This window comes from Streptomyces sclerotialus, from assembly GCF_040907265.1.
Taxonomy (GTDB): domain Bacteria; phylum Actinomycetota; class Actinomycetes; order Streptomycetales; family Streptomycetaceae; genus Streptomyces; species Streptomyces sclerotialus.
On the sequence record NZ_JBFOHP010000002.1, the window covers coordinates 5,644,086 to 5,667,501 of the forward strand.

General features: G+C 72.6%; 22 protein-coding genes. 10 read left to right on the top strand and 12 right to left on the bottom strand.

Going from position 1 to position 23,416, the window contains the following annotated elements; translation table 11 throughout:
* Window positions 1-13: 13 nt before the first annotated feature.
* The 7 genes from AAC944_RS25110 to mce all read right to left on the bottom strand — a co-directional run bounded on the left by AAC944_RS25110 (window position 14) and on the right by mce (window position 10,331).
* Window positions 14-1,186: an ABC transporter ATP-binding protein gene (locus tag AAC944_RS25110; protein WP_030621251.1), complete on the bottom strand. Its 1,173-nt coding sequence runs from the start codon at window positions 1,184-1,186 to the stop codon at window positions 14-16.
* A 97-nt stretch (window positions 1,187-1,283) separates the two neighbouring features.
* Window positions 1,284-2,174: a hypothetical protein gene (locus AAC944_RS25115; RefSeq protein ID WP_063760003.1), complete on the bottom strand. Its 891-nt coding sequence runs from the start codon at window positions 2,172-2,174 to the stop codon at window positions 1,284-1,286.
* Complete coding sequence (locus AAC944_RS25120; protein ID WP_030621256.1) at window positions 2,171-2,941, bottom strand: ABC transporter permease; 771 nt, start codon at window positions 2,939-2,941, stop codon at window positions 2,171-2,173. The genes AAC944_RS25115 and AAC944_RS25120 overlap by 4 nt, the downstream gene beginning before the upstream one ends.
* 2 nt (window positions 2,942-2,943) lie before the next feature.
* Window positions 2,944-3,978: an ATP-binding cassette domain-containing protein gene (locus tag AAC944_RS25125; protein WP_030621258.1), complete on the bottom strand. Its 1,035-nt coding sequence runs from the start codon at window positions 3,976-3,978 to the stop codon at window positions 2,944-2,946.
* A 281-nt stretch (window positions 3,979-4,259) separates the two neighbouring features.
* Complete coding sequence (locus tag AAC944_RS25130; protein WP_030621260.1) at window positions 4,260-5,195, bottom strand: coiled-coil domain-containing protein; 936 nt, start codon at window positions 5,193-5,195, stop codon at window positions 4,260-4,262.
* Between the two features lie 114 nt (window positions 5,196-5,309).
* Window positions 5,310-9,740 carry a polarized growth protein Scy gene (scy, locus tag AAC944_RS25135; protein WP_030621262.1) on the bottom strand — a complete coding sequence of 1,477 codons (4,431 nt, stop codon included), beginning with the start codon at window positions 9,738-9,740 and terminating at the stop codon, window positions 5,310-5,312.
* Between the two features lie 162 nt (window positions 9,741-9,902).
* Window positions 9,903-10,331: a methylmalonyl-CoA epimerase gene (mce, locus tag AAC944_RS25140; protein WP_030621264.1), complete on the bottom strand. Its 429-nt coding sequence runs from the start codon at window positions 10,329-10,331 to the stop codon at window positions 9,903-9,905.
* 166 nt (window positions 10,332-10,497) lie between these two features.
* Between mce and AAC944_RS25145 the strand changes: the two genes are divergently transcribed.
* A complete protein-coding gene (locus AAC944_RS25145; RefSeq protein ID WP_037772999.1) occupies window positions 10,498-11,673 on the top strand; it encodes an acetyl-CoA C-acetyltransferase in 1,176 nt (391 codons plus the stop codon).
* A gap of 96 nt (window positions 11,674-11,769) precedes the next feature.
* Window positions 11,770-12,729, top strand: a complete 960-nt coding sequence (gene meaB / locus AAC944_RS25150; RefSeq protein ID WP_030621266.1) for a methylmalonyl Co-A mutase-associated GTPase MeaB — start codon at window positions 11,770-11,772, stop codon at window positions 12,727-12,729.
* A 128-nt stretch (window positions 12,730-12,857) separates the two neighbouring features.
* Here the strand turns inward: meaB and AAC944_RS25155 are convergent, their stop codons facing one another.
* Window positions 12,858-13,571, bottom strand: a complete 714-nt coding sequence (locus tag AAC944_RS25155; protein WP_030621269.1) for a PepSY domain-containing protein — start codon at window positions 13,569-13,571, stop codon at window positions 12,858-12,860.
* Between the two features lie 201 nt (window positions 13,572-13,772).
* Here AAC944_RS25155 and AAC944_RS25160 point away from each other — a divergent pair, with 201 nt between their 5' ends.
* Window positions 13,773-14,435 carry a response regulator transcription factor gene (locus tag AAC944_RS25160; RefSeq protein ID WP_030621270.1) on the top strand — a complete coding sequence of 221 codons (663 nt, stop codon included), beginning with the start codon at window positions 13,773-13,775 and terminating at the stop codon, window positions 14,433-14,435.
* A gap of 4 nt (window positions 14,436-14,439) precedes the next feature.
* On the top strand, window positions 14,440-15,843 hold the full coding sequence (locus tag AAC944_RS25165) for a sensor histidine kinase (RefSeq protein ID WP_030621272.1): 1,404 nt from the start codon (window positions 14,440-14,442) through the stop codon (window positions 15,841-15,843).
* Between the two features lie 85 nt (window positions 15,844-15,928).
* Here the strand turns inward: AAC944_RS25165 and AAC944_RS25170 are convergent, their stop codons facing one another.
* The 4 genes from AAC944_RS25170 to AAC944_RS25185 form a co-directional block, all read right to left on the bottom strand.
* Entirely contained in the window at window positions 15,929-16,405 is a 477-nt protein-coding gene (locus AAC944_RS25170) for a MarR family winged helix-turn-helix transcriptional regulator (protein ID WP_030621273.1), read from the bottom strand.
* Window positions 16,406-16,540: 135 nt separating this feature from the next.
* The gene (locus AAC944_RS25175) at window positions 16,541-17,311 is read right to left on the bottom strand and encodes an AIM24 family protein (RefSeq protein WP_030621275.1); all 771 of its coding nucleotides are present in this window, start codon (window positions 17,309-17,311) and stop codon (window positions 16,541-16,543) included.
* Window positions 17,308-17,958: an AIM24 family protein gene (locus AAC944_RS25180; RefSeq protein ID WP_030621277.1), complete on the bottom strand. Its 651-nt coding sequence runs from the start codon at window positions 17,956-17,958 to the stop codon at window positions 17,308-17,310. Before AAC944_RS25180 ends, AAC944_RS25175 begins: the two co-directional genes overlap by 4 nt.
* On the bottom strand, window positions 17,958-18,596 hold the full coding sequence (locus AAC944_RS25185; RefSeq protein WP_037772986.1) for an AIM24 family protein: 639 nt from the start codon (window positions 18,594-18,596) through the stop codon (window positions 17,958-17,960). The genes AAC944_RS25180 and AAC944_RS25185 overlap by 1 nt, the downstream gene beginning before the upstream one ends.
* Window positions 18,597-18,763: 167 nt before the next feature.
* Between AAC944_RS25185 and AAC944_RS25190 the strand changes: the two genes are divergently transcribed.
* The 6 genes from AAC944_RS25190 (at window position 18,764) to icmA (ending at window position 23,360) form a co-directional block, all read left to right on the top strand.
* Window positions 18,764-19,123: a DUF3817 domain-containing protein gene (locus AAC944_RS25190; protein WP_030621280.1), complete on the top strand. Its 360-nt coding sequence runs from the start codon at window positions 18,764-18,766 to the stop codon at window positions 19,121-19,123.
* The gene (locus AAC944_RS25195) at window positions 19,120-19,422 is read left to right on the top strand and encodes an MTH1187 family thiamine-binding protein (RefSeq protein ID WP_030621283.1); all 303 of its coding nucleotides are present in this window, start codon (window positions 19,120-19,122) and stop codon (window positions 19,420-19,422) included. Before AAC944_RS25190 ends, AAC944_RS25195 begins: the two co-directional genes overlap by 4 nt.
* 90 nt (window positions 19,423-19,512) lie before the next feature.
* The gene (locus AAC944_RS25200) at window positions 19,513-20,022 is read left to right on the top strand and encodes a MarR family winged helix-turn-helix transcriptional regulator (RefSeq protein ID WP_030621285.1); all 510 of its coding nucleotides are present in this window, start codon (window positions 19,513-19,515) and stop codon (window positions 20,020-20,022) included.
* Window positions 20,023-20,167: 145 nt separating this feature from the next.
* Window positions 20,168-20,509, top strand: a complete 342-nt coding sequence (locus tag AAC944_RS25205) for a DUF3817 domain-containing protein (RefSeq protein WP_078888834.1) — start codon at window positions 20,168-20,170, stop codon at window positions 20,507-20,509.
* A gap of 10 nt (window positions 20,510-20,519) precedes the next feature.
* Entirely contained in the window at window positions 20,520-21,584 is a 1,065-nt protein-coding gene (locus AAC944_RS25210; RefSeq protein ID WP_030621290.1) for an acyl-CoA dehydrogenase family protein, read from the top strand.
* 75 nt (window positions 21,585-21,659) lie between these two features.
* Complete coding sequence (icmA, locus tag AAC944_RS25215) at window positions 21,660-23,360, top strand: coenzyme B12-dependent isobutyryl-CoA mutase large subunit (protein WP_030621293.1); 1,701 nt, start codon at window positions 21,660-21,662, stop codon at window positions 23,358-23,360.
* Window positions 23,361-23,416 lie beyond the last annotated feature (56 nt).

Genomic DNA, 23,416 nt, shown 5'->3' on the forward strand with positions numbered 1-23,416 from the left:
TGGTCGGGGCTGGTCATCGGGCGTCCTCGCTGTGCTGCTGGGTCGGGTCGGCGGGGGCGGCGTGCTGCTGCGGCTGGGCCTGCGGCTGCGGCTGGGGCGCTCCGTACGGGCCGGGGACCGGCGCGCCCTGCGGCGGCGCTCCGTACGGGCCGGGCTGTCCGGCGTACGGGGCACCCGCGAACCCCTGCGGCGGCAGCCCACCGGGCACGGCGCCGGGCACCACGCCAGGCACGGCACCGGGCATGACGCCCGGCACGCCCTGCGGCGGGACCGCCGAGCGGTAGTCCACCGCGCCCTGCGTCAGCTGCATGTACGCCTCCTCCAGGGAGGCCTGGTGCGGCGACAGCTCCCACAGCCGGACGTCCGCCTCGTGCGCCAGGTCGCTGATCCGCGGCAGCGGCAGCCCGGTCACGCGGAGCGCGCCGTCCGGCTCGGGGGCGACCTGGCCGCCCGCCTCGCTCAGCGCCGCGGTCAGCTTCTCGGCCTGGCCGGGCTCCGTGTCGGGCGTGCGCACCCGCGCGAAGCCCGCGGAGTTGGCCGCGATGAAGTCCTTGACGTTCATGTCGGCGAGCAGCTGCCCGCGGCCGATCACGATCAGGTGCTCGGCGGTCAGCGCCATCTCGCTCATCAGGTGGGAGGAGACGAAGACCGTACGGCCCTCCGACGCCAGCTGCTTCATCAGGTTGCGGACCCAGAGGATGCCCTCCGGGTCCAGGCCGTTGACCGGCTCGTCGAAAAGCAGCACCTGCGGGTCGCCGAGCATCGCGGCGGCGATGCCGAGGCGCTGGCCCATGCCGAGCGAGAAGCCCTTGGACCGCTTTCTCGCCACGTCCTGCAGGCCGACCAGGCCCAGCACCTCGTCCACCCGGCTCGCCGGGATGCCGGAGAGCTGGGCCAGCGACAGCAGGTGCTGGCGGGCGCTGCGGCCGCCGTGCACGGCCTTGGCGTCCAGCAGTGCGCCCACCTGGCGGGGCGCGTTCGGCAGCTTGCGGAAGGGGTGGCCGCCGATCGTCACGTGCCCCGAGGTCGGGGTGTCCAGCCCCAGGATCATGCGCATGGTCGTGGACTTCCCGGACCCGTTGGGCCCCAGGAAGCCGGTGACGGTCCCCGGCCGTACCTGGAACGACAGGTTGTGCACGGCCGTCTTGGCGCCGTAGCGCTTCGTCAGGCCGACTGCCTCGATCATTCTCCGCCCCTCGCGAGATGGTGTGGGGCACGGCATGCCGAAATGACCTCATGCCCCCGTGAGGGTTAGGAGGCTATCGAGCCATTGACGGTTCCACTCAATCCCCGCGTGTCGGTGACCCACGAAGTCCCGCGCCGCCCCTGATGGGCGGCAGTTCGTCGTACGTCAGGACCTCGGCGCCATCATCCACATATGGGGTGAACTCCGGCTGCGGCAGCACCCGGCCCTCCGCACGGAAGACCTGCCGGGCCGCGGCCCGCACCGCGCCGTCCGCCGCGGCCCGCCGCACCCACGTCCGCGGATCGGGCCCGAGGAGCCGCCGCAGCGCCGCCGACCCGGCCAGCAGCGCGGCGAGCAGCGCCGGCTGCGCCCCGGCGGGCCGGGGCCTGCCGTCCGGCCCGGCCAGCACGCCGTACCGGCTGACGTAGAGGTACGCGCCGCTCAGCCGCTCCCCGGAGGGCAGCGTCATCGGGAACCGGTCGCCGGGCAGCAGCACCCGGTGGTAGCGGGCCTCGGTGGCGTCCACGACCGCCAGCTGGTCGGCGTCCAGCCAGCCCGCGACGAGCGTCACCTCGGAGCCCGGGTCGGCGAAGGGCGCGGCGGCCACGTAACCCGGCGTCCCGACGTGCGCCGAGCTGCCCACGCCGATGCCGCCGACGCGCACCGGGACCATGGGGACGGCCACCGGGAGGCCCTGCTGGGCGAGCTTGTAGGCGACCTGGGCGGGGGAGGCGTTCGAGCCCACGGCGAGGACGGGGTGGCGCCGTCCGGTGAGCGGCAGGTCACGGGCGCGCAGCACGTCGTCGAGCGTGCGGTCGGGGTCGGCGCCCAGCCGCCAGCCGCCGACCCGGTGCGGTCCGGGGACGGCGGTGAGCGGCAGCAGGGCCTGGCCGTCCAGCAGCGCGGGCTCCGTCACCGGCCGTCCCGGATAGCTGAGCGGTTCCAGGACCGGCACGGCACCGAGGCCGGCGGCCCGTACGGAGGTCATGCGTCCCGCTTCTTGAGCATGAGGTACCCGCCGGCCAGCGCGGCGACGACCCACAGGGCCATGATGCCGAGCCCGGCCCACGGCCCGTACGGGGCGTCGCCGGTGAGCACCACCTTCATGATCTGCTGGCCCGCCTGGTCGGGGAGGTAGCGGCCGATCTTCCGGGTGGCCGAGACGGTGCCCAGGATGTTGGAGATGAGGAAGAAGAACGGCATCAGGATGCCCAGCGAGAGCATCGGGCTGCGCAGCATCGCGGCGACGCCCATCGAGAACAGCGCGATCAGCGTCATGTAGAGCGCGCCGCCGAAGACCGCCCGCAGGACGCCCGGGTCGCCCAGCGCCACCCGCAGGTCGGGGCCGAGCATGGCCTGGCCGACGAAGAAGGTGAGGAAGCCGGTCACCAGCGCCACGACGAACGCGAGCACGGTGGCCACGGCGAGCTTGCTGAACAGGAAGGTGCCACGCTGGGGCACCGCGGCCAGCGAGGTGCGGATCATGCCGGTGCTGTACTCGTTGGAGACCACCAGCACCCCGAAGACGATCATCGCGAGCTGGCCCAGCCCCATCCCGGCGAAGGCCGTGTTGGTCGCGTCGAAGGTCAGCCGCTCACGGGCCGGCATGGACCCGAAGTCGTTCTTCACCAGCAGGCAGATCAGCGCGCCCAGCACGACCGTGACGACCACGGCGATGCCCAGCGTCCACACCGTGGAGCGCACCGACCTGATCTTGGTCCACTCCGAACCGACGACCTGGGAGACCACCGCCATCGTCAGTGCCCCCTCTTCCGCCGCCAGTCCTCGCCCCAGCCGCCGCCGGACCCCGGCTGCGGGCCCGCGCCCGGCCCCGGCGCCGGTCCGGCGGGCCCCGCAGGCCCGGCAGGCCCCGCCGGGCCCGCCGTGTCCGAATGCGCGTGATACTCCACCGACTCCGCGGTGAGCTGCATGAACGCCTCCTCCAGTGACGCCTGCTGCGGGCTGAGTTCGTGCAGTACCAGTCCCTGCGCCGCGGCCAGCTCGCCCAGCCGGTCGGCACTCACCCCGTCGATCTCCAGCGCGCCGTCCTTGGCCGGTACGGCGGCGTGCCCGGCCGCCGCCAGCACGTCCCGCAGCCGCTCGTGCTCCGGCGAGCGCATCCGTACGTAGCTGCGCGAGTTGCGCCGGATGAAGTCGGCCATGGAGGTGTCGGCGAGCAGCCGGCCCTGCCCGATGACGACGAGGTGGTCGGCGGTCAGCGCCATCTCGCTCATCAGGTGCGAGGAGACGAAGACCGTACGGCCCTGGGCCGCCAGGCCCTTCATGAGGTTGCGGATCCAGTGGATGCCCTCGGGGTCGAGACCGTTGACCGGCTCGTCGAACATCAGGATCCGCGGGTCGCCGAGGAGCGCGGCGGCGATGCCGAGGCGCTGGCCCATGCCGAGCGAGAACCCCTTGGCACGCTTCTTGGCGACGGCGGTCAGGCCCACCGTGTCCAGCGCCTGGTGGACACGGGCGCGCGGGATGCCGTTGCTCTGCGCCAGGCAGAGCAGGTGGTGGTACGCGCTGCGGCCGCCGTGCATCGCCTTGGCGTCCAGCAGGGCGCCGATGTACTTCAGCGGGTCCCTCAGCTGCCGGTAGTGCCTGCCGTCGATGCGGACCGTGCCGGCGGTGGGATGGTCCAGGTCGAGCATCATCCGCATGGTGGTGGACTTCCCCGCGCCGTTGGGACCGAGGAAGCCGGTGATGATGCCGGGCCGGACGGTGAAGGCCAGCCGGTCGACGGCGAGCTTCTCGCCGTACCGCTTCGTCAGCCCGTCAACTTCGATCATGCGGCCACGGTACGGGCGGCACGCCCTGCCCGCCGCCGGAATGCAGCCGTACGGGCCTATGCCGCCGTCCCGTCCGCTGCACGAGGGCGAGCCCGGCAATTCGAGCCCGTCCGGCGCTCGAGGACGAGCGGCCGCCAGGCCGCGATACGGCCCGCACGGGCACGAGACCCGCACCCGTACGAGTCACCGCGCCCGTACGAGTCACCGCGCCCGGACACGCGACCGCCCCGCACCGCGGAACACGGCACGGGGCGGAGGCGGAAACCCGGCTGAACGCCGCGTCAGCGGCCCTGCTGGGCCGGCACACCGCGGGACGACTCCTCCTCGCCCGGGCTGCCGGCGGCGGCCACCGCGGCACCGGTCAGCGTCGCGAGCATCTCGCGGACGTTGGTCAGCTGGGCGTTGATGGAGTCGCGGCGGTTCGTCAGCGCCGCCAGCTCGCGCTCGGACTCGCTGCGGATACGGTCCGCCTTGGCGTTGGCGTCGGCCACGATGTCCTCGGCCTGGCGCTGCGCGGTCTCCACCGTCTGGCGGGCCCGGCGCTCCGCGTCCGTACGCAGCTTCTCGGCCTCCAGGCGGAGCTGCTCGGCGCGGTGCTCGATCTCGGCGAGCCGCTTCTCGGCCTTGGCCTGGCGGGAGGCGAGGTCGCGCTCGGACTGCTCGCGGCGCTTGGCGAGGTTGGTCTCGAAGTCGGCCGCTGCCTGGGCGGCCTTCGCGCGGGTCTCCTCGAAGAGGGAGTCCGCCTCCTCGCGCTTGGACTGCGCGTCCTTCTGCGCGTCGGAGCGCAGCTGCTGCGCCTCGCCCTTGGCCTTCTCGACGATCCGGGCGCCCTCGTCCTCCGCCTTGGCCTTGCGCTCGGCGGCGAACGCCTCGGCGTCGTTACGGACCTGCTGGGCGGCCGACTCGGCCAGCTCGCGGTGCTGCTCGGCGGCCCGGCGGGCCTCCTCGCGCAGGTCCTTGGCCTCCTCCTCGGCGAGACGGAGGATCTTCTCGACCCGGGCACCGAGGCCCGCGTAGGACGGCTCGGCGTCGTTGACCTGGGCCTGGGCATTCTGCGTTTCGAGGTGGAGCTCCTCGATGCGCTTTTCCAGCGAGGTGATACGGGCCAGCGCGCTGTCGCGGTCGGCGACGAGCTTCGTAATGCGGTCGTCGACCTGACCGCGGTCGTACCCACGCCGCACGAGCTCGAAACCGAAGGGGGAGGAAGTGTCGCTCATGGGGTTCCTGTCGAAAGAGACCGGTGAGGTGATAAGGGGAATCCTAGGGGCCCGAGCGGCGTGTCATCGAGTCATTGACCGTTTGAAGTGGAGAATGAACCCTCATTTGAGTGGCTAGCCATCAGACTGCTTGCCACCCGAACGAGTTGCCCCCGCGCCCGCCGCGGCCTTGACGCCCCCCGAACCGGAACCCTGCGACGAGCCTCCCTTACCGCCGCCGCTTCCGCCACCCGGCGTCTCGAACGACTCCAGCGCCTCCAGGACGTCCTGCACCCGCGAGATCTCGGTGTTGATGTCCTCCCGGCGGCGGACCAGCACCTCCAGCTCGCGCTTGCCGTCGTCCACGATCCGCTGGGCCTCCTGCTCGGCCTCGGTACGCAAGCTCTCGGCCTCCCGTACGGCCTGCGCCTTCTTCTGCTCCGCCTCCTTGATCAGCCCCTCGGCCTTCTTCACCGCCGCGATGCGGACCTTGCTGGCCTCGCTGCTCGCGTCGGACAGCATCTCCTTGGCCTTCTCCTCGGCCTCCGCCCGCTGCGCCTCGGCCTGCGCGAGGAGCTTGTCGACCCGCTCGCCCGCCGTCCTCAGCGCCTCGGCCGACTCCCGGCGCGCCCGCTCGTGCAGCTCCTCGACCTCGGCCTCGATACGGGCCCGCAGCTCCTCGGCGCGCTCCCGGATCGCGGTCGCGTCCCCGCGCGCCTCGCTGAGCAGCGTGTCGGCGTCCGTACGGGACTTCTCCACCCGCGCGTTGCCGTCGGCGGTGGCCTCCGCGACGATCCGCTCGGCCTCCTTGCGGGCCGCGCCGACCATCGTGTCGGCCTGTTCCTCGGCCGCGGTCGCCGCCTTCAGCGCCTCCTCCTGCGCCTTGGCGATCAGCTGGTCGGCCTGCTCGGCGGCGTCGGCGCGGCGCTTGGCGGCGTCCTTGCGCGCCTCGTCCAGCATGCGCTCGGCCTCCTCCAGCGCCTCGTTGCGGAACCGCTCGGCCTCGGCCTCGGCATCCGCCTTGACCTGGTCGGCCTCGGTACGCGTGCGCTGGGCGTGCTGCTGCGCCGAGGTGACCGTCTCGGCGGCCTCGGCCCGCATCCGGTCGGCGTCCGCCGTCGCCTCGGCGAGCACCCGGTCCGCCTGCTCGCGGGCGTCGGCGCGGGTACGCTCCGCCTCCCGCTCCGCCGCGGCGGTGTTCTCCGCCGCCTCCGTACGCAGCCGCTCGGCCTCCGTACCGGCCTCGGAGATCAGGCTGTCGGCCTGCTCGGCGGCGTCCGCGCGGCGCTTGGCCGCGTCCTTGCGCGCCTCGTCAGCGGTCCGCTCGGCCTCCGCGCGGGCGTTCTCCAGGACCTCGGCGGCCTCCGCGCGCAGCCGCTCGGACTGCGCCGTGGCGTCCGCGACGATCCGTTCGGCCTGCTCGCCGGCCTCGGCCCGCAGCCGGTCGGCGGCCTCCTGGCCCTCCCGGATCGAACGGTCGGCGTCCGCCTGGGCCGACGAGGTCAGCTCGGTGGCCTCGTTGACGATCCGCTCGGCCTCCGTACGGGCCTCGGCGATCAGCCGGTCCGCCTGGTCGGCGGCATCGGACCGCATCCGGTTGGCGTCCTCGCGGGCCTCGGCACGGGCGCGCGCCGCGTCCTGCTCGGCGGCGGCCAGCGCGTCCGAGGCGTGGGTCCGCAGCTGCTGCGCCTTCTCGGTGGCGTCCGCGACCAGCTTCTCGGCCTGCGCGGTGGCCTCGCCCAGCAGCTCGTCCGCCTGCTCGGCGGCCTCGGTGCGGCGGCGGTTGGCCTCCTCGCGGGCCTCGTCCAGGGTGCTGTTCGCCTCGGCGCGCAGCCGTTCGGCCTCGGCAGCCGCCTCGGCCACCGTCCGGTCGGCCTCCTGCGTCGCCTCGCCCAGCAGTTCGTCGGCCTGCTCGGCGGCCTCGGCGCGGCGCTTGTTCGCGGCCTCGCGGGCCTCGTCCAGCGCGCTGTTCGCCTCCGCGCGCAGCCGCTCCGCCTCGGCGATCGCCTCCGAAACCGTGCGCTCGGCCAGCGACTTGGCGGCGTCGGCCTCGATCTGCGCCTCCTGCCGGACGCGGCCGGCGTCCTGCGAGGCGCGCTCGCGCTCGTCGTACGCGTCGGAGCGGACCCGGTCCGCCTCCTGCTGCGCCTCCTCCTTCGTCCGCGCGGCGGCGTGCTCGGCGGCGGACCGCAGCCCGGCGATCTCCTCCTCGGCCTGCTCGTGCAGCCCGGCGACCGCGTCCCGCACCTGCTGCGCGGTCTGCTCGGCGGTGGCGATCAGCTCCTCGGCGCGCCGGTCCGCCTCCTCCACCAGCCGCTCGGCCTCGGCCTGCGCCTCGGAGACCCGCGCGCGGGCCGCGGCCAGCAGCTCCTCGCTCTGCTCGCGAGCGGCCGTACGCTCCTGGTGGGCCTCCTCGCGGGCCTCGCCCAGCTGCTGCTCGGCCTCCCGGCGGCGGCGGGCCGCCTCCTCCTGCGCGGCGGCCAGCGCCTCGGCGGCCTCCGCGCCCGTACGCTCGGCCGCGGCGGCGGCCTCCGCGCGCACCCGGTCGGCGGTCTCCTGCGCGTCCGCCTTCAGCTGCTCGGCCTCGGCGGCCGCCTCGCTCCGCAGCCGGTTCGCGGCGGCCTCGGCCTCGGCGCGCGCCTCGGAGGCGTCCGAGGCGGCCTCGGCACGCAGCCGCTCGGCCTCCTCCTCGGCCTGCTGCTCCTTCTCGCGGCGGCGCTCGGCGGACTCCGCCTTCAGGCGGGCCGTCTCCTCCTGGGCCTCCTTGCGCAGCCGTTCGGCCTCCTCGCGGGCCTCGCGCAGCGCCGTCTCGGCCGCGGTGACCCGCTCCTCCGCCTCGGAGTGCAGTCGGTCCAGCTCCGCCTGGGCCAGCTCGCGGCGCTCGTCCGCGCTGCGCTCGGCCTCGGCCCGCAGCTCGGCGGCGGCCTCCTCGGCCTCGGTACGGGTCGCCGCCGCGGCCTCCTCGGCGGCGGCGTGCAGGTCCTCGGCCTCCTGGCGGGCCTGCTCCAGCGCCTCCTCGGCCTGGGTGCGCAGCTGCGTGGCGCGCTCGGCGGCCTCGCTGCGCACCCGCTCGCTGTCGGCCGTCGCGCCCGAACGGGTCTCCTCGGCGTCCGACTTGGCCTTGGCCAGCAGCTCCTCGGCGGTGGCCGCGGCCTCCTCGATCTGCTGCACGGCCTCGCGGCGCGCCTCGCCGCGGATCCGCTCGCCCTCGTCGACCGCCTCGGCCCGCAGCTGCTCGGCCTCGCCGCGCAGCCGGCGCGCCTCCTCCTGCAGCTCGACGGTCTTGGCGCGGTACTCCTTGGTGTCGTCCTTGGCGGCACCCTTGAGGGCCTGCGCGGTCTCGTGCGCCTCCTCGCGCAGCCGGTCCGCCTCGGCCTCGGCCTCCTTGCGGATCCGCTCGGCCTCCTCGGCGGCGGCCTTCGTGGTGGCCTTGGCGTCCTCCGACGCCTTGCTGACCATCTCCTCGGCGGTCCGCGCGGCCTTCGCCAGCTGGGCTGCGGAGTCCTCGGCGGCCTTGGCGCGGGCCGCCTCCTGGGCCTCGGAGACCAGCCGTTCGGCCTCGGCCCTGGCGTCGGCGCGCAGCTGCTCGGCCTCGGCCTTGAGCGCCTCGGCCTCCTTGGTGGCCTCGCCGACCAGCCGGGCGATCTCCTGCTTGGCCGTACGGGTGCGCTGCTCGTTCTCCGACTCGGACGCGGACAGCCGCTTCGCGGCGTCGGCCTCCGCCTGTTCCACGAGCTTCTCGGCCTGGGCGCGTGCCTCGCGCAGCGCCGTGTCGGCCTCCTGCATCCGCTCCTCGGCGGCGCGGGTCAGCTCGGCGCTGCGGCGGCGGGCCTCCTCGGACTCACCGGCCGTCGACGTACGCAGCTGCTCGGCCTGGTCGGTGGCCTCCTGGGCCTGCGCGGAGGCGGCGTTCAGCAGCCGCTCGGCGTCCGTACGGGCGCGGCGCAGGATCGCGTCGGCCTCCGCGCGGGCCTGCTCGGCCTCGGCGCCCAGCCGCTCGCGGGCCTGCTCGGCCAGCCGCTGGGCCTCGGCCCGGGCGTGCGCGAGCTGCTGCTCGGCCTCGGCTCTGGACTCGTCCATGAGCCGGCGGGCCTGGGCCTCCGTGCGGGCGCGCAGCTGCTCGGCCCAGGCGACGTTCTCGTTGACGTGGCTCTCGACGGTGGCCCGGCGCTCGTTGAGCTCCTCGTCCAGCCGGCGGCGGCGCTCGACCGCCTCGGTGTGCAGCTCCGCTTCCAGCCGCGACTGGCGCTCGGCCTGCTCCTGGAGGAGGCGCTGCGTCTGGGCCCGCGCCTCGCGCAGCTCGCGCTCGGCGTCCGCGCGCAGCTGGTCCGCCTGGATCTGGGCGTTGCGCAGCAGCTGTTCGGCCTGGGCACTGACGTTGTCGTACGCAGGCCGCGTCATGAGGGTACGGCGTGCCTCGTGAAGCTTGGCACGCAGAACTTCGACCTGATAGCCGAGGTCGTCGGCATGCTGGACGGCCTTGTCCCGCTCCGTCTTCAGCCGCTCCATCTCGGCCTCGAACTGCGAGAGGTGATCGTCAGCCTCGTAGCGGTCGTTGCCCCGCACTGCGCGGTCCCATCCGTCCCCTGGTCATGGTGGCGGCCGGCTCCGTCGTGCGTGGAGCTGACCCTTCCGAAGAAATGGTGTCAGATCATCGGCGGAGATTGGACCGAGCCCCGATCCGGACCCCGGCCGAAGCAGCACTCTACCGGCCGGGGAACGTGAAGGTCAGTGCTCCTGGGAGGCCGTGACCAGTTCGGTCAGCACACCGTGGCAGTCCTTGGGGTGCAGGAAGGTGATCCGGGAGCCCATCGAACCCCGGCGCGGCTCGTCGTAGAGGACCCGTACGCCCTTCTCCCGGATGTCAGCAGCATCACCGTCCACATCCGCCGTGCCGAAGGCGATGTGGTGCACCCCCTCACCGTTCTTCGCCAGCCACTTGCCCACGGCTGAATCCTCCCGGGTCGGTTCCAGCAGCTGGAGGTACGAAGAGCCGCCGTCCGACGTATCGTTGATCTTGAGCATGGCCTCGCGCACGCCCTGCTCCTCGTTGATCTCCTCGTGGAAGACCTCGAACCCGTACGTCGCCCGGTAGAACTCGACGGTCGCGTCGAGGTCATGACAGGCGATCCCGATGTGGTCGATTCGCGTCAGCATTTCTCCAGTGCACCGCTCGCACGCATGATTACGCAACGTGCGCGCGATCACATCCACAGCCCGGTGACCCGGCCGGTACCGCTCAGTACATTGAGATAAACCCTCGTTAACTTCCCTGCACAGGAAGGCCGCGCTGATGTCCTCATCGAACGGCAGCACCACCTCCGTGATCGTCGCGGGGGCCCGCACTCCCATGGGGCGCCTGCTGGGCTCCCTGAAGTCCTTCTCCGGCGCGGACCTGGGCGGTTTCGCCATCAAGGCCGCGCTGGACCGGGCCGGCATCGGCGGCGACCAGGTGCAGTACGTGATCATGGGCCAGGTCCTCCAGGCCGGCGCGGGCCAGATCCCCGCCCGCCAGGCGGCCGTGAAGGCCGGCATCCCGATGAACGTCCCGGCCCTGACCGTCAACAAGGTCTGCCTCTCCGGCCTGGACGCCATCGCGCTGGCCGACCAGCTCATCCGCGCGGGCGAGTTCGACGTGATCGTGGCCGGCGGCCAGGAGTCGATGACCAACGCCCCGCACCTCCTCCCGAAGTCCCGCGGCGGCTACAAGTACGGCTCCGTGGAGATGCTGGACGCCATGGCGCACGACGGGCTCACCGACGCCTTCGACGACGTCGCGATGGGCGAGTCCACCGAGAAGCACAACGCCCGCCTCGGCATCGGGCGCGCGGAGCAGGACGAGATCGCGGCCCGCTCCCACCAGCGCGCCGCAGCGGCCCAGAAGAACGGCCTCTTCGAGGCGGAGATCACCCCCGTGGAGATCCCGCAGCGCAAGGGCGAGCCGGTCGTCTTCAGCCAGGACGAGGGCATCCGCGGCGAGACCACGGCCGAGTCGCTGGGCAAGCTGCGCCCCGCGTTCGCCAAGGACGGCACCATCACCGCCGGCTCCGCCTCGCAGATCTCCGACGGCGCCGCCGCCGTGGTCGTGATGAGCAAGGCCAAGGCCCAGGAGCTGGGCCTGGAGTGGATCGCGGAGATCGGCGCGCACGGCAACGTCGCGGGCCCGGACAACTCCCTGCAGTCCCAGCCCAGCAACGCGATCAACCACGCCCTCGGCAAGGAGGGACTGACGGTCGCGGATCTCGACCTCATCGAGATCAACGAGGCGTTCGCCGCGGTCGCCGTGCAGTCCATGAAGGACCTCGGCGTGTCCCCGGAAAAGGTGAACGTCAACGGCGGCGCCATCGCGCTCGGCCACCCGATCGGCATGTCCGGCGCCCGTATCGTCCTGCATCTCGCGCTGGAACTGCGGCGGCGCGGCGGCGGCGTGGGCGCCGCGGCCCTGTGCGGCGGTGGCGGCCAGGGTGACGCGCTGATCGTGAAGGTGCCCGGCAAGTGACCCGACCGGGCACGTGAGGGTACGGGTGTCCGCCGGGGCACCCGTACCCCGGCCCGTACGTACATCCCGCAGGGACCGAGAACGGAGCGGTGAGCAATGGCAGATGTCCCCACCCTGGTCGCCCAGGCCCGGGAGGGCCGGCCGCGTGCGGTGGCCCGGCTGATCTCGCTGGTGGAGGGCGCCTCGCCGCAGCTGCGCGAGGTGATGGCGGCGCTGGCCCCGCTGACGGGCCGGGCGTACGTCGTGGGCCTCACCGGCTCCCCGGGCGTGGGCAAGTCGACGTCGACCTCGGCGCTGGTCACCGCGTACCGGAAGACGGGCAGGCGGGTGGGCGTCCTCGCCGTCGACCCGTCCTCGCCGTTCTCCGGCGGCGCCCTGCTCGGCGACCGGGTCCGGATGAGCGAGCACGCCTCCGACCCCGGCGTCTACATCCGCTCCATGGCCACCCGCGGCCACCTCGGCGGCCTCGCCTGGGCGGCGCCGCAGGCCATCCGCGTGCTGGACGCGGCGGGCTGCGACGTGATCCTCGTGGAGACCGTGGGCGTGGGCCAGTCCGAGGTGGAGATCGCCTCGCAGGCCGACACCAGCATGGTCCTGCTCGCGCCGGGCATGGGCGACGGCATCCAGGCCGCCAAGGCGGGCATCCTGGAGATCGGCGACGTCTACGTCGTCAACAAGGCCGACCGGGACGGCGCCGACGCGACGGCCCGGGAACTGAACCACATGCTGGGCCTGGGGGAGTCCCGGGCGCCGGGCGACTGGCGGCCGCCCATCGTGAAGACCGTCGCGGCCCGCGGCGAGGGCGTCGACGAGGTCGTGGAGGCGCTGGAGAAGCACCGCGCCTGGATGGACGAGCACGGCGTGCTCGCCGAGCGGCGGGCGGCACGGGCCGCCCGCGAGGTCGAGACGATCGCCGTCACGGCCCTCCGGGAGCGCATCGGCGACCTGCACGGCGACCGCCGGCTGGGCGCCCTGGCCGAGCGCATCGTGGCCGGCACGCTCGACCCGTACACCGCCGCCGACGAGCTGGTGGCGGGCCTGACGGAGCAGGCGTGAGGGCGCAGTCGTGAGGGCGCAGGCGTGACGGCACCGGGCTGACGCGGAAGTGGGCGGCCGGCTCCCCGGGGGGCGGGGAGCCGGCCGGCCTGGCTGGCGGCGGGGGGCGCCGCCGGTCTCAGGGACGGTCAGTCCTCGTCACCGTCGTGGTCGTCGGCACCGTCGTGGTCGTGGTCATGGTCGCCGTCGTGGTCGTCCGAGTGCGCCTGGCCGACGGCGCCGCTCTTCGGGTCGACGGTCACGTGGTGCTCGGCGCCGTCCTCGGTGACCGTCTCGGCCTCCCAGGCGAGCTTCTTGCCGTGGTCGGGGCCGTCCAGCTCCACCGACACGACCGTGCCGTGCGCGGCGGCCTTCTCAGCGGCCTGAGCGATGTCGACGGAGGCGTCGTTCAGCACGGAGCGGACCTTGTCCTTGCCCTCGTCGCCGTCGTCGTCCTGGTCGACGTGCCGGTCGCGCACCTCGGCCTTGTCGGCGCCGACGGTGATGTCGTGCCACTTGCCGTCCTTGCCCAGCACGTTCACGTCCCAGGCGACACCGGACTCGTCGTCGTCCAGGTCGACCTCGGTGACCGTCCCCGGCACGGCCTTCAGCGCGGCGGCAGCGGCCTGCCGCGCGGTGACCGAGGCGGACCGCGCCTCACGGGCGTCGTCGCCGTCGCCGTCGTCGTCCTGCCCCTGCGCATTCTCGTCCGACGCCACGCCGCCGGCCTGCTGACCCTGCGCCGGCGAGGAGTTCGACGCCGTTGCCGTCCCGTCCTCGTTGCCGATCGCGACAGCGGTCGCGGTGCCGCCGGCGATCAGGGCGGCCGCGGCGACGGTGGCGATGACGACATTGCGCTTCATTGAGAAGCCTCCAAAGCAGTAGTTGTCCGGCAGGATCACCCGGGGGCCGGGGGGTCTCCCCGGAGGGGGCCGGGGTACGGCCCCCGGGGTGATGCCTTCACCCTGCCGATCCGTTCCTGAAGCCACCCTGAAGGAGCCTGAAGACGTCTTCAGGAACCGAGCCTGAAGCGGCCTTCAGCAAGGCGATGGCACCCTGGTCGCATGCGCCTGTTGATCGTGGAGGACGAGAAGCGGCTGGCCCGTTCCCTCGCCGCCGGCCTGACCGCCGAGGGATACGCCGTGGACGTCGTGCACGACGGCCTGGAGGGCCTGCACATGGCGAGCGAGGGCAGCTACGACCTGCTCGTCCTGGACATCATGCTGCCCGGCATGAACGGCTACCGCGTCTGCGGTGCCCTGCGGGCCGCCGGCAACGACGTGCCCATCCTCATGCTCACCGCCAAGGACGGCGAGTACGACGAGGCCGAGGGCCTGGACACCGGTGCCGACGACTACCTCACCAAGCCCTTCAGCTACGTCGTGCTGGTCGCCCGGGTGAAGGCCCTGCTGCGCCGCCGCGGCCGCACCGCGCTGCCCGTGCTGACCGTCGGCCCCCTCACCATCGACCAGGGCGCCCGTACCGTACGGCGCGCGGACGAGGACGTGCCGCTGACCACCAAGGAGTTCGCGGTACTGGAACAGCTCGCGCTGCGCGCCGGCGACGTGGTCTCCAAGACCGACATCCTGGAGCACGTCTGGGACTTCGCCTACGAGGGCGACCCGAACATCGTCGAGGTGTACGTGAGCGCGCTGCGCCGCAAGCTCGGCGCGGGCACGATCCAGACCGTACGCGGCGCGGGTTACCGGATGGTGCCCGGTGCTTAAGGCCTTGGGCACGGTACGGGCCAGGGCGACGGCCGGCGCGACGGCCGTGGTCGCGGTCGCCCTCATCGCGGTGGGCATAGCCGTCCTCGTCGTGCTGCGCGGCAACCTCTCGGACCAGGCGGACCTGCACGCCGAGGTCACCGCCCGCGAGGTGGCCTCCGAGATCGCCACCGGCACCGCCTACAAGGACCTCGACCTGCCGGACGCCGACGAGCACCCCGTGCTGGTCGACGACGAGCAGGGCCGCGTGCTGGCGGCCGACGAGGACCTCCAGGTCGTCGACGGCTGGAAGGTCACCCGTGGCGCGCCGCCCGGCACCGGCCGCCACGGGGACGACGAGGACGACGACCGCGAGCCCCCCCGCCCCGGCGAGGTGGACGACGAGGTCGAATCCTCCGACGGCACCGCCGTCGTCGACGGTGAGCGTGCCGACTACCGCTGGGCCGAGGTGGACGCCACCGACACCCAGGGCCGCACGGTGACCGTCATGGCCGGCACCCCGCTCGCCGCCGAGGAGAAGACCATCGGCTCGGTGCGGAACGCCATGCTCGTCGGCCTGCCGCTGCTGCTCCTGGTCGTCGCGGGGGTGACCTGGCTGGTCACCCGCCGCGCGCTGCGCCCCGTCGAGGGCATCCGCAGCGAGATGGCCGCCATCACCGCCAGTACGGATCTCTCCCGCCGGGTCCCGGAGCCCGCCTCGCGCGACGAGATCGCCCGGCTGGCCCGGACCACCAACGAGACGCTGGCCGCGCTGGAGGCGTCCGTCGAGCGCCAGCGCCGCTTCATCGCGGACGCCTCGCACGAGCTGCGCAGCCCCATCGCCAGCCTGCGCACCCAGCTGGAGGTGGCCGAGGCCCATCCGGAGCTGCTGGACCTGCCGGGCGCGGTGGAGGACACCGTACGGCTCCAGCACCTGGCCGCCGACCTGCTGCTGCTGGCCCGGCTGGACGCGGGGGAGCGGCCGAAGGACACCCGGGTGGACCTGGGCGCGCTGGCCCGCGAGGAACTGTCGCAGCGCATCGCCGACCGGCTGCCGGTGCGCGCCGGTGAGCTGCCGAGCGTGGAGGTGGCGGGCTCACGCGGCCAGCTGGGCCGCATCCTCGGCAACCTCGTCGACAACGCCCAGCGGCACGCCCGTACGCAGGTCACGGTGGACGTCCGGCGGAACGGCGGCTGGGCGGTGCTGCGGGTGGACGACGACGGCCCCGGGGTGGCCGAGGCCGACCGGGAGCGGATCTTCGAGCGGTTCGTGCGGCTGGACGACGCGCGCAGCCGCGACGAGGGCGGCGCGGGGCTGGGCCTCGCCATCGCCCGGGACATCGCCGAACGGCACGGCGGCACCCTGTCGGTGAGCGAGGGCGCGGCCTTCGAACTGCGGCTGCCGGTGGCTCCGGACAGCCGGGACTGACCCGGAGGCGGCCCGGTGCTGCCGCGCGGGTGCGACGGTGTTCCCCCACCCGCGTCCCGCGCGGCGGCCGGCCGGTGCCTGCCGGTCAGTACTTGCCGCGGTGTCCCCGGAGGTGGTCAGCGACCGGCGTCAGCGAGTCGCGCAGCGCGGCCAGGTCGTCCGCCGAGAAGAGGTCGATGAAGTGCTTGCGCACCGAGGCCACGTGGTGCGGCGCGACCCGCCGCATGGTGTCCCAGCCCTCGTCGGTGAGGACCGCGTAGAGCCCGCGCCGGTCGGACTCGCAGCTCTCGCGGCGCACCAGGCCGGCGTTCTCCATGCGAGTGATCTGGTGCGAGAGCCGGCTCTTGGACTGCAGGGTGGAGGCCGCGAGGTCGCTCATGCGCATCCTGCGGTCCTCCGCCTCGGAGAGGTTCACCAGGATCTCGTAGTCGTTGTAGGTCAGCCCGAACGGCTGGAGGTCCCGCTCCAGCTGGTGCGTCAGCAGCCTGCTGACGTCGAGGTGGGTGCGCCAGGCGCGCTGCTCCTGGTCGGTCAGCCAGGGGGTGTCGCTGTCGGTCGTCATGAATGAATTCTACCCGTGAAAGTTGAATAGTGAATTAGTCATGCCCCGTGATCGTGCCCTCACCGGGCCCTCCCGCTGGGGGTCAGTCCGCCGGGAGGGCTCAGACGTTCGAGGTCACCCTCCGCAGACTACCGCTCACAGCCCGAAGCGACGCTGGAGCCCCCCGAGGGAGCCCGGCAGCTGAGGCATTTGTGAGCCACCGCTGTGACCAGCGGACCCGCCCGGTACGCCGGGTTCCGCCGCCACCGTCCCCGTCGGCACCTCCGGCATCAGCTGCTCGGTCGACTGCAGCAGCACGGTGCCGGCGCCGACGAACTCGAACTGGTGCTCCTCGCCGGAGACCCCACCGATTCCGGTGTGGGCACGCACGCCGCCGAGGAAGCCGCGCAGATACTGATGATCGTAGTGATGGCACGGCGAAGGACAGTCCGCCCAGCCCACCAGCGCCTGCGGATCGACCCGGATCGGCGGCTCGGCGAAGACCACCGGACCGTTGGACGCGGCGACGAATTTCCCGGTCCCGATGAGCGTCGAAAAGCCCGGCACGATCGACTGCTTCAGCGACAGGGATGGCTGAAAAGCGAGCAGGTTCCCCGACCGGATCGTGAGATTGCCGTCCTCCAGGTCGTAGGAATTCACGTCGAACGCCCGGTCCGCCAGCACCATTTTCCCGCGGCCCTGCGCGACCACCCAGTCCGCCGCGTGCAGCGGGGAATGGAAACTGGTCCTGATGATCCGGTCCAGCGCGCCGTGCCCGATTCCCTGGAAATCGATCTGCCCGAAGTAGGCGACCATCTTTCCCTTCTGCAGGAACCACTGACCGTTCAGATCCACGCTGAAGGCGTACGGATTGACGTTGTCGTCCGACGGCAGCGAATGCACATCGTGAATGACGGGACCGGTCACAGCTTCTCCTCGGACGCCTGGACGTAGACGGTGCCCTGGCCGGACAGTTCCAGCTGGAACGCCTCGCCCGAGCCGCGGCCGACCATGTCCCGCCAGCCCAGCGCCGTCGACAGTTTGTTGCGGACGTTCCCGCGGTGCGCCACGTACGCCTGCGGGTCGACATGTACCGACCGGTCCTGCCGGATGGGCAGCTCGATCACACCGCCGTGCGCCATCACCGCCACCGAGCCGTGCCCTTCGAGCGTGGTGGTGAACAGGCCCTGGCCGGTCACCTGGCCGCGCACCATGCCCATCACGCCACCCTGCGACCCCATGAACATCGTGCCCTGGCGCAGCGTCCCGTCGAACGCCAGCAGCCGGTCGGCCTCGACGTAGAGGGTGTCGCCGGCCAGGTCGACGACGTGGACGTGGTGGCCGCCGTGCCCGAACATCACCGAGCCGCTGCCCTCCACGGTCATCAGGGGGGTGGCCTCGTTCGCGATCCGGCGGCCGATCATCGACCCCAGACCGCCCTGGCCGCCCTGCATGTTCGGGGTGAAGCTGACCTCACCCTGGTACGCGAGCATCGCGCCGCGCTGGCTGAACAGCCGCTGCCCGGGCGTGACCTGGGCCTGGACCATGCGTGAGTTGAGCACCGTGAACGGCATCAGACCTCACCCCCGAGGGTGTTGCGCTCGCTGGGCTGTACGTACACCAGGCCCTCGCCCTCGAAACGGATCTGGAACGCCTCGCCCGAACCTTCTCCTATGAACGTGCGGAAGTTCACTCCCGACTGGAAGTGCTGACGCAGGTCACCGGTATGGGCGACATACGCGCCCGGGTCGACCTGGAGCGGGGTGTCCCGCGTCACCCGCAGCACCACCGCCGGGCCGTCCGAGGTGATCGCGGCCTGCCCCGTCCCCTCCACGGTCGTGGTGAACAGCCCGTTGCCCTGTGAGGCGCCGCGCAGCCCCGTGAAGCTGGTCCCGGTACGCAGCGCGGCGTCCGTGCACAGCAGGTTGCTCGCCTCCACGTACAGCTTCTCGCCGTGCAGGTCCACCAGGTTGATCTCGCTCGCACGGTCCGCGAAATAGCAGGTGCCCTCGCCCTTCACCTCCATGACTTCCATCTGCTCCCCGGTCAGCCGCCGGGTCACCATGCCGCGCAGGCCCTCGCCCCCGCCGCTCATCTTCTTGAACGCCATCCGGCCGTCGTACGCGACCATCGCGCCGTTCTTCGCCTTCACGGCATCGCCGGTCATGTCGACGGCGAGCACTTTGCTCCCCTGGAGCCGAAACTGAGCCACGGCACCAGACCGTAGTCCGCCGCGGCCGCCGAGGGCAGGGGACCCGGCGGCGACCGGCCGGGGCGGGCCCGGGGACAGGGCGCGCACGCACCCCTGTCACAATGGAGCGGTGCTTGTGAATGTAAGCACAAGCTAAAGGCCGCCCCATTCCACCCGACGAGGTTCCCGTGGACATCAAGACCGCATCCGCCCTGCGCCGGCTCCGCCTGGTCTCCGCCCCCGAGGCCGTCTCCTTCATCCTCCTGCTGATCTGCTCGGTCCTGAAGCGGACCACGGAGTTCAACGCGGTGCCGGTGCTGGGCGCCGTCCACGGCATCCTCTTCGTGCTGTACGTGCTCTTCTGGGCGGACGCCTGGAACCGCACGAAGTGGCCGCTGGGCACCGCCGCGCTCTACTTCGTCCTCTCCGTGCTGCCCACCGGCGGCTTCTTCGCCGAGCGCAAGCTCAAGCGGGAGGCCGAGGCCTCCGTGATCGCCGCACGCGCCCGCAAGGAGAAGGAAGGCGTCGTCGGAGGTGCCGGCGCATGATCGTCGCCTTCTCGGTGAGCCCGCTCGGCGTCGGCGAGGACGTCGGGGAGTACGTCGCCGACGCGGTACGGGTCGTCCGCGCGTCCGGGCTGCCGCACCGTACGGACGCCATGTTCACGTCGATCGAGGGTGAGTGGGACGAGGTCATGGACGTCGTCAAGCGCGCCGTCGCCGCCGTCGAGGAGCGCGCGGGCCGGGTCTCCCTGGTCCTCAAGGCCGACATCCGGCCCGGTGTGACCGACGGGCTCACCTCGAAGGTGGAGACGGTCGAGCGGCACCTCGCGGAGGGCCGCGGCTGACGCGCCCGGTACGGCTGGGGAACGCCCCTCTCGCGCCCGTTCCCTGAGACGGGGCTGACCACCATGTGGGCGACCGGTAGGGTCGGAGATGTGCCGAAGCCGCTCAGTCTCCCCTTCGATCCCATTGCCCGCGCCGATGAGCTGTGGCAGCGGCGATGGGGGGCCGTCCCGGCGATGGCGGCGATCACCTCGATCATGCGGGCCCAGCAGATCCTGCTCGGCGAGGTGGACGCCGTGGTCAAGCCGTACGGCCTCACCTTCGCGCGCTACGAAGCCCTGGTGCTGCTGACCTTCTCGCAGGCCGGCGAGCTGCCGATGTCCAAGATCGGCGAACGTCTGATGGTGCACCCCACCTCGGTCACCAACACCGTCGACCGGCTGGTGAAGTCGGGTCTGGTGGCCAAGCGCCCCAACCCCAACGACGGCCGCGGCACCCTCGCGTCCATCACGGACAAGGGGCGCGAGGTGTGCGACGCGGCCACCCGCGACCTGATGGCGATGGACTTCGGGCTCGGCGCGTACGACGCGGAGGAGTGCCAGGAGATCTTCGCCCTGCTGCGCCCGCTGCGGGTGGCGGCGGCGGATTTCAAGGACGAGTGACCGACCGCGCGTATGCTTACGCTGGGTCAGCGCGCTTGCTCCCCGCGCGAGCGGGGGTGGCCCGAAGAGGGTGCTCACCTGCTGCCGGACGATGGCAGTCGTCCCCGCCTCCGCGGGGGTTTTGCGGCCGGTTAGGCTCGTAGGTATGAAACGAAGCGTGCTGACCCGCTACCGGACGATGGCGTACGTGACGGGCGTGCTGCTGGTCCTGCTGACCCTCGGCGTGATCGCCAAGTACCTGCTGCACATCGACGGTGCGGCCGGCTTCACCAGCATCGTCGGCATCGCCCACGGCTGGCTGTACGTCGTGTACCTGGTCTTCGCCTTCGACCTGGGCTCCAAGGCCAAGATGCCGGTCGGGAAGCTGCTGTGGGTGCTGATCGCCGGCACGATCCCCACGGCCGCGTTCTTCGTCGAGCGCAAGGTCTCGCGCGAGCTGGAGCCGCTGGTCTCCGGCACCGCGGCCCCGCAGACCGCCAAGGTCTGAGCCCGGCTCCGTGAGCGTGCCGTACGACGGGCATCCGCTGGTCGCCGCCGCCCGGCGGCTCGCCCGTGACACCCTCGCCCCGGCCGCCGAGCGCGCCGACCGCGAGGGCGTCGAGCCCGCCGCGATCGCCGCGCTCAAGGCGTCCGGCGTGCTCGGTGCCGTCGGCCCGGTCGCGTACGGCGGATCGGCGGCGCCCGCCCCCGTCGTCCGGGAGACCGCCGAGACCCTCGCCGGGGCCTGCTGCGCCACCTTCTTCGTCCAGGCGCAGCACCACACCCCGGTCACCCTCCTGGCCGCGGCCCCCGAGGGCACGCCCGTCCGTGAGCAGCTGCTGCGGCCGCTGTGCGACGGCACGCTGCTGGCCGGTATCGCCTTCTCCCACCTGCGGGCCTTCCCGCGGCTGCCGGTGCGCGTCACCCGTGAGCACGCGGGCTGGCGCTTCGACGGGCGGGTGCCCTGGTACACCGGCTGGGGCCTGAACGACGTCCTGATGCTCGGCGGCGCGACCGAGGACGGCGAGGTCGTCTTCGGTGTCGTCGAGGCGCGGGAGCAGCCGGGGCTGCGGGCCACGGAACCGCTGGAGCTGGCCGCGCTCTCCGGTACCCGTACGGTCGGGCTGGAGCTGGACGGGCTGGTGCTGCCGGACGGCGCGGTGGCGCTGCGGCAGTCGTACGAGGAGTGGGCGGCGGCCGACCGGCCGAAGAACACCAACGTCAACCCGGCGGTGCTGGGCGTCACCCGCGCCGCGCTCGATCTGCTGGACGCCTCGGGTGACGGGGCGGCGGCGGAGACCGCCGGCGTGCTGCGCGCGCGGCTGGCGGCGGTGCGCGAGGAGGCGTACGCGCTGCTGGACGAGGTGCCGGCGGGGGAGCGCATTCCGGACCGGCTGGCGGCCAAGATGCGCGCGTACGACGTGCTGCGGGCGGCGACCACGGCCGCGGTCGTCGCGGGTGGCGGCCGGGCGGTGGGCCTGGACAGGCCGGCTCAGCGGCTCGCCCGTGAGGGCATGTTTCTGCTGGTGCAGGGCCAGACGGCGGATGTCAGGGACGCGCATCTGGCAGCTCTGCGCGGCTGACTCGGGCCCCTGGGGGCACGCTTCGCCGCGGTCCGCCATCGACAATTAGTAGGACGTCCAAGTAAATTTGGAGGCATGAACGCTGACGCGATCGAAGAGGGCCGCCGCCGCTGGCAGGCCCGGTACGACTCCGCCCGCACGCGCGACGCGGACTTCAGCACGCTCTCGGGCGACCCCGTCGACCCGGTTTACGGCCCCCGTCCCGGCGACGCCTACGAAGGCTTCGAGCGGATCGGCTGGCCCGGCGAATACCCCTTCACGCGCGGCCTGTACCCGACCGGCTACCGCGGCCGGACGTGGACCATCCGCCAGTTCGCGGGCTTCGGCAACGCCGAGCAGACGAACGAGCGGTACAAGATGATCCTCAAGGCGGGCGGCGGCGGCCTGTCCGTGGCCTTCGACATGCCGACCCTGATGGGCCGCGACTCCGACGACCCGCGCTCGCTGGGCGAGGTCGGGCACTGCGGCGTCGCCATCGACTCGGCCGCCGACATGGAGGTCCTCTTCAAGGACATCCCGCTCGGCGACGTCACGACCTCGATGACGATCAGCGGCCCGGCCGTCCCGGTCTTCTGCATGTACCTGGTCGCCGCCGAGCGGCAGGGCGTCGACCCCGGCGTGCTGAACGGCACGCTCCAGACCGACATCTTCAAGGAGTACATCGCCCAGAAGGAGTGGCTGTTCCAGCCGGAGCCGCACCTGCGCCTGATCGGCGACCTGATGGAGCACTGCGCGCGCGACATCCCCGCGTACAAGCCGCTCTCGGTCTCCGGCTACCACATCCGTGAGGCGGGTGCGACGGCCGCGCAGGAGCTGGCGTACACCCTCGCCGACGGCTTCGGCTACGTCGAGCTGGGCCTCTCCCGCGGTCTGGACGTCAACACCTTCGCGCCCGGCCTGTCCTTCTTCTTCGACGCGCACGTCGACTTCTTCGAGGAGATCGCCAAGTTCCGCGCCGCGCGCCGGATCTGGGCCCGCTGGATGCGCGACGTGTACGGCGCGACCAGCGAGAAGGCGCAGTGGCTGCGGTTCCACACGCAGACCGCCGGCGTCTCGCTGACCGCGCAGCAGCCGTACAACAACGTCGTACGCACCGCGGTCGAGGCTCTCGCGGCCGTCCTAGGCGGCACCAACTCGCTGCACACCAACGCGCTGGACGAGACCCTCGCCCTGCCCAGCGAGCAGGCCGCGGAGATCGCGCTGCGTACGCAGCAGGTGCTGATGGAGGAGACCGGCGTCGCCAACGTCGCGGATCCGCTGGGCGGTTCGTGGTACGTCGAGCAGCTCACCGACCGGATCGAGGCGGACGCGGAGAAGATCTTCGACCGGATCAAGGAGCGTGGCGCACGCGCCGTCCCCGACGGGCAGCACCCGATCGGCCCGATGACCTCCGGTATCCTGCGCGGCATCGAGGACGGCTGGTTCACCGGCGAGATCGCGGAGTCCGCCTTCCAGTACCAGCAGGCGCTGGAGAAGGGCGACAAGAAGGTCGTCGGCGTCAACTGCCACCACGGTTCGGTCACCGGCGACCTGGAGATCCTGCGGGTCAGCCACGAGGTGGAGCGCGAGCAGGTACGGGTCCTCGCCGACCGCAAGGCGGCCCGCGACGACGCGGCGGTGCGCACGGCGCTGGACGGCATGCTGGCCGCGGCCCGCGACGGCGGCAACATGATCGGACCGATGCTGGACGCCGTGCGGGCGGAGGCGACGCTGGGCGAGATCTGCGGCGCGCTGCGGGACGAGTGGGGCGTCTACACGGAGCCCGCCGGGTTCTGAGGCCCCTGCGTGCTTTCGGCGCGGCGGGGTAGGTGCGTGCAGCTTGCATTCACCTA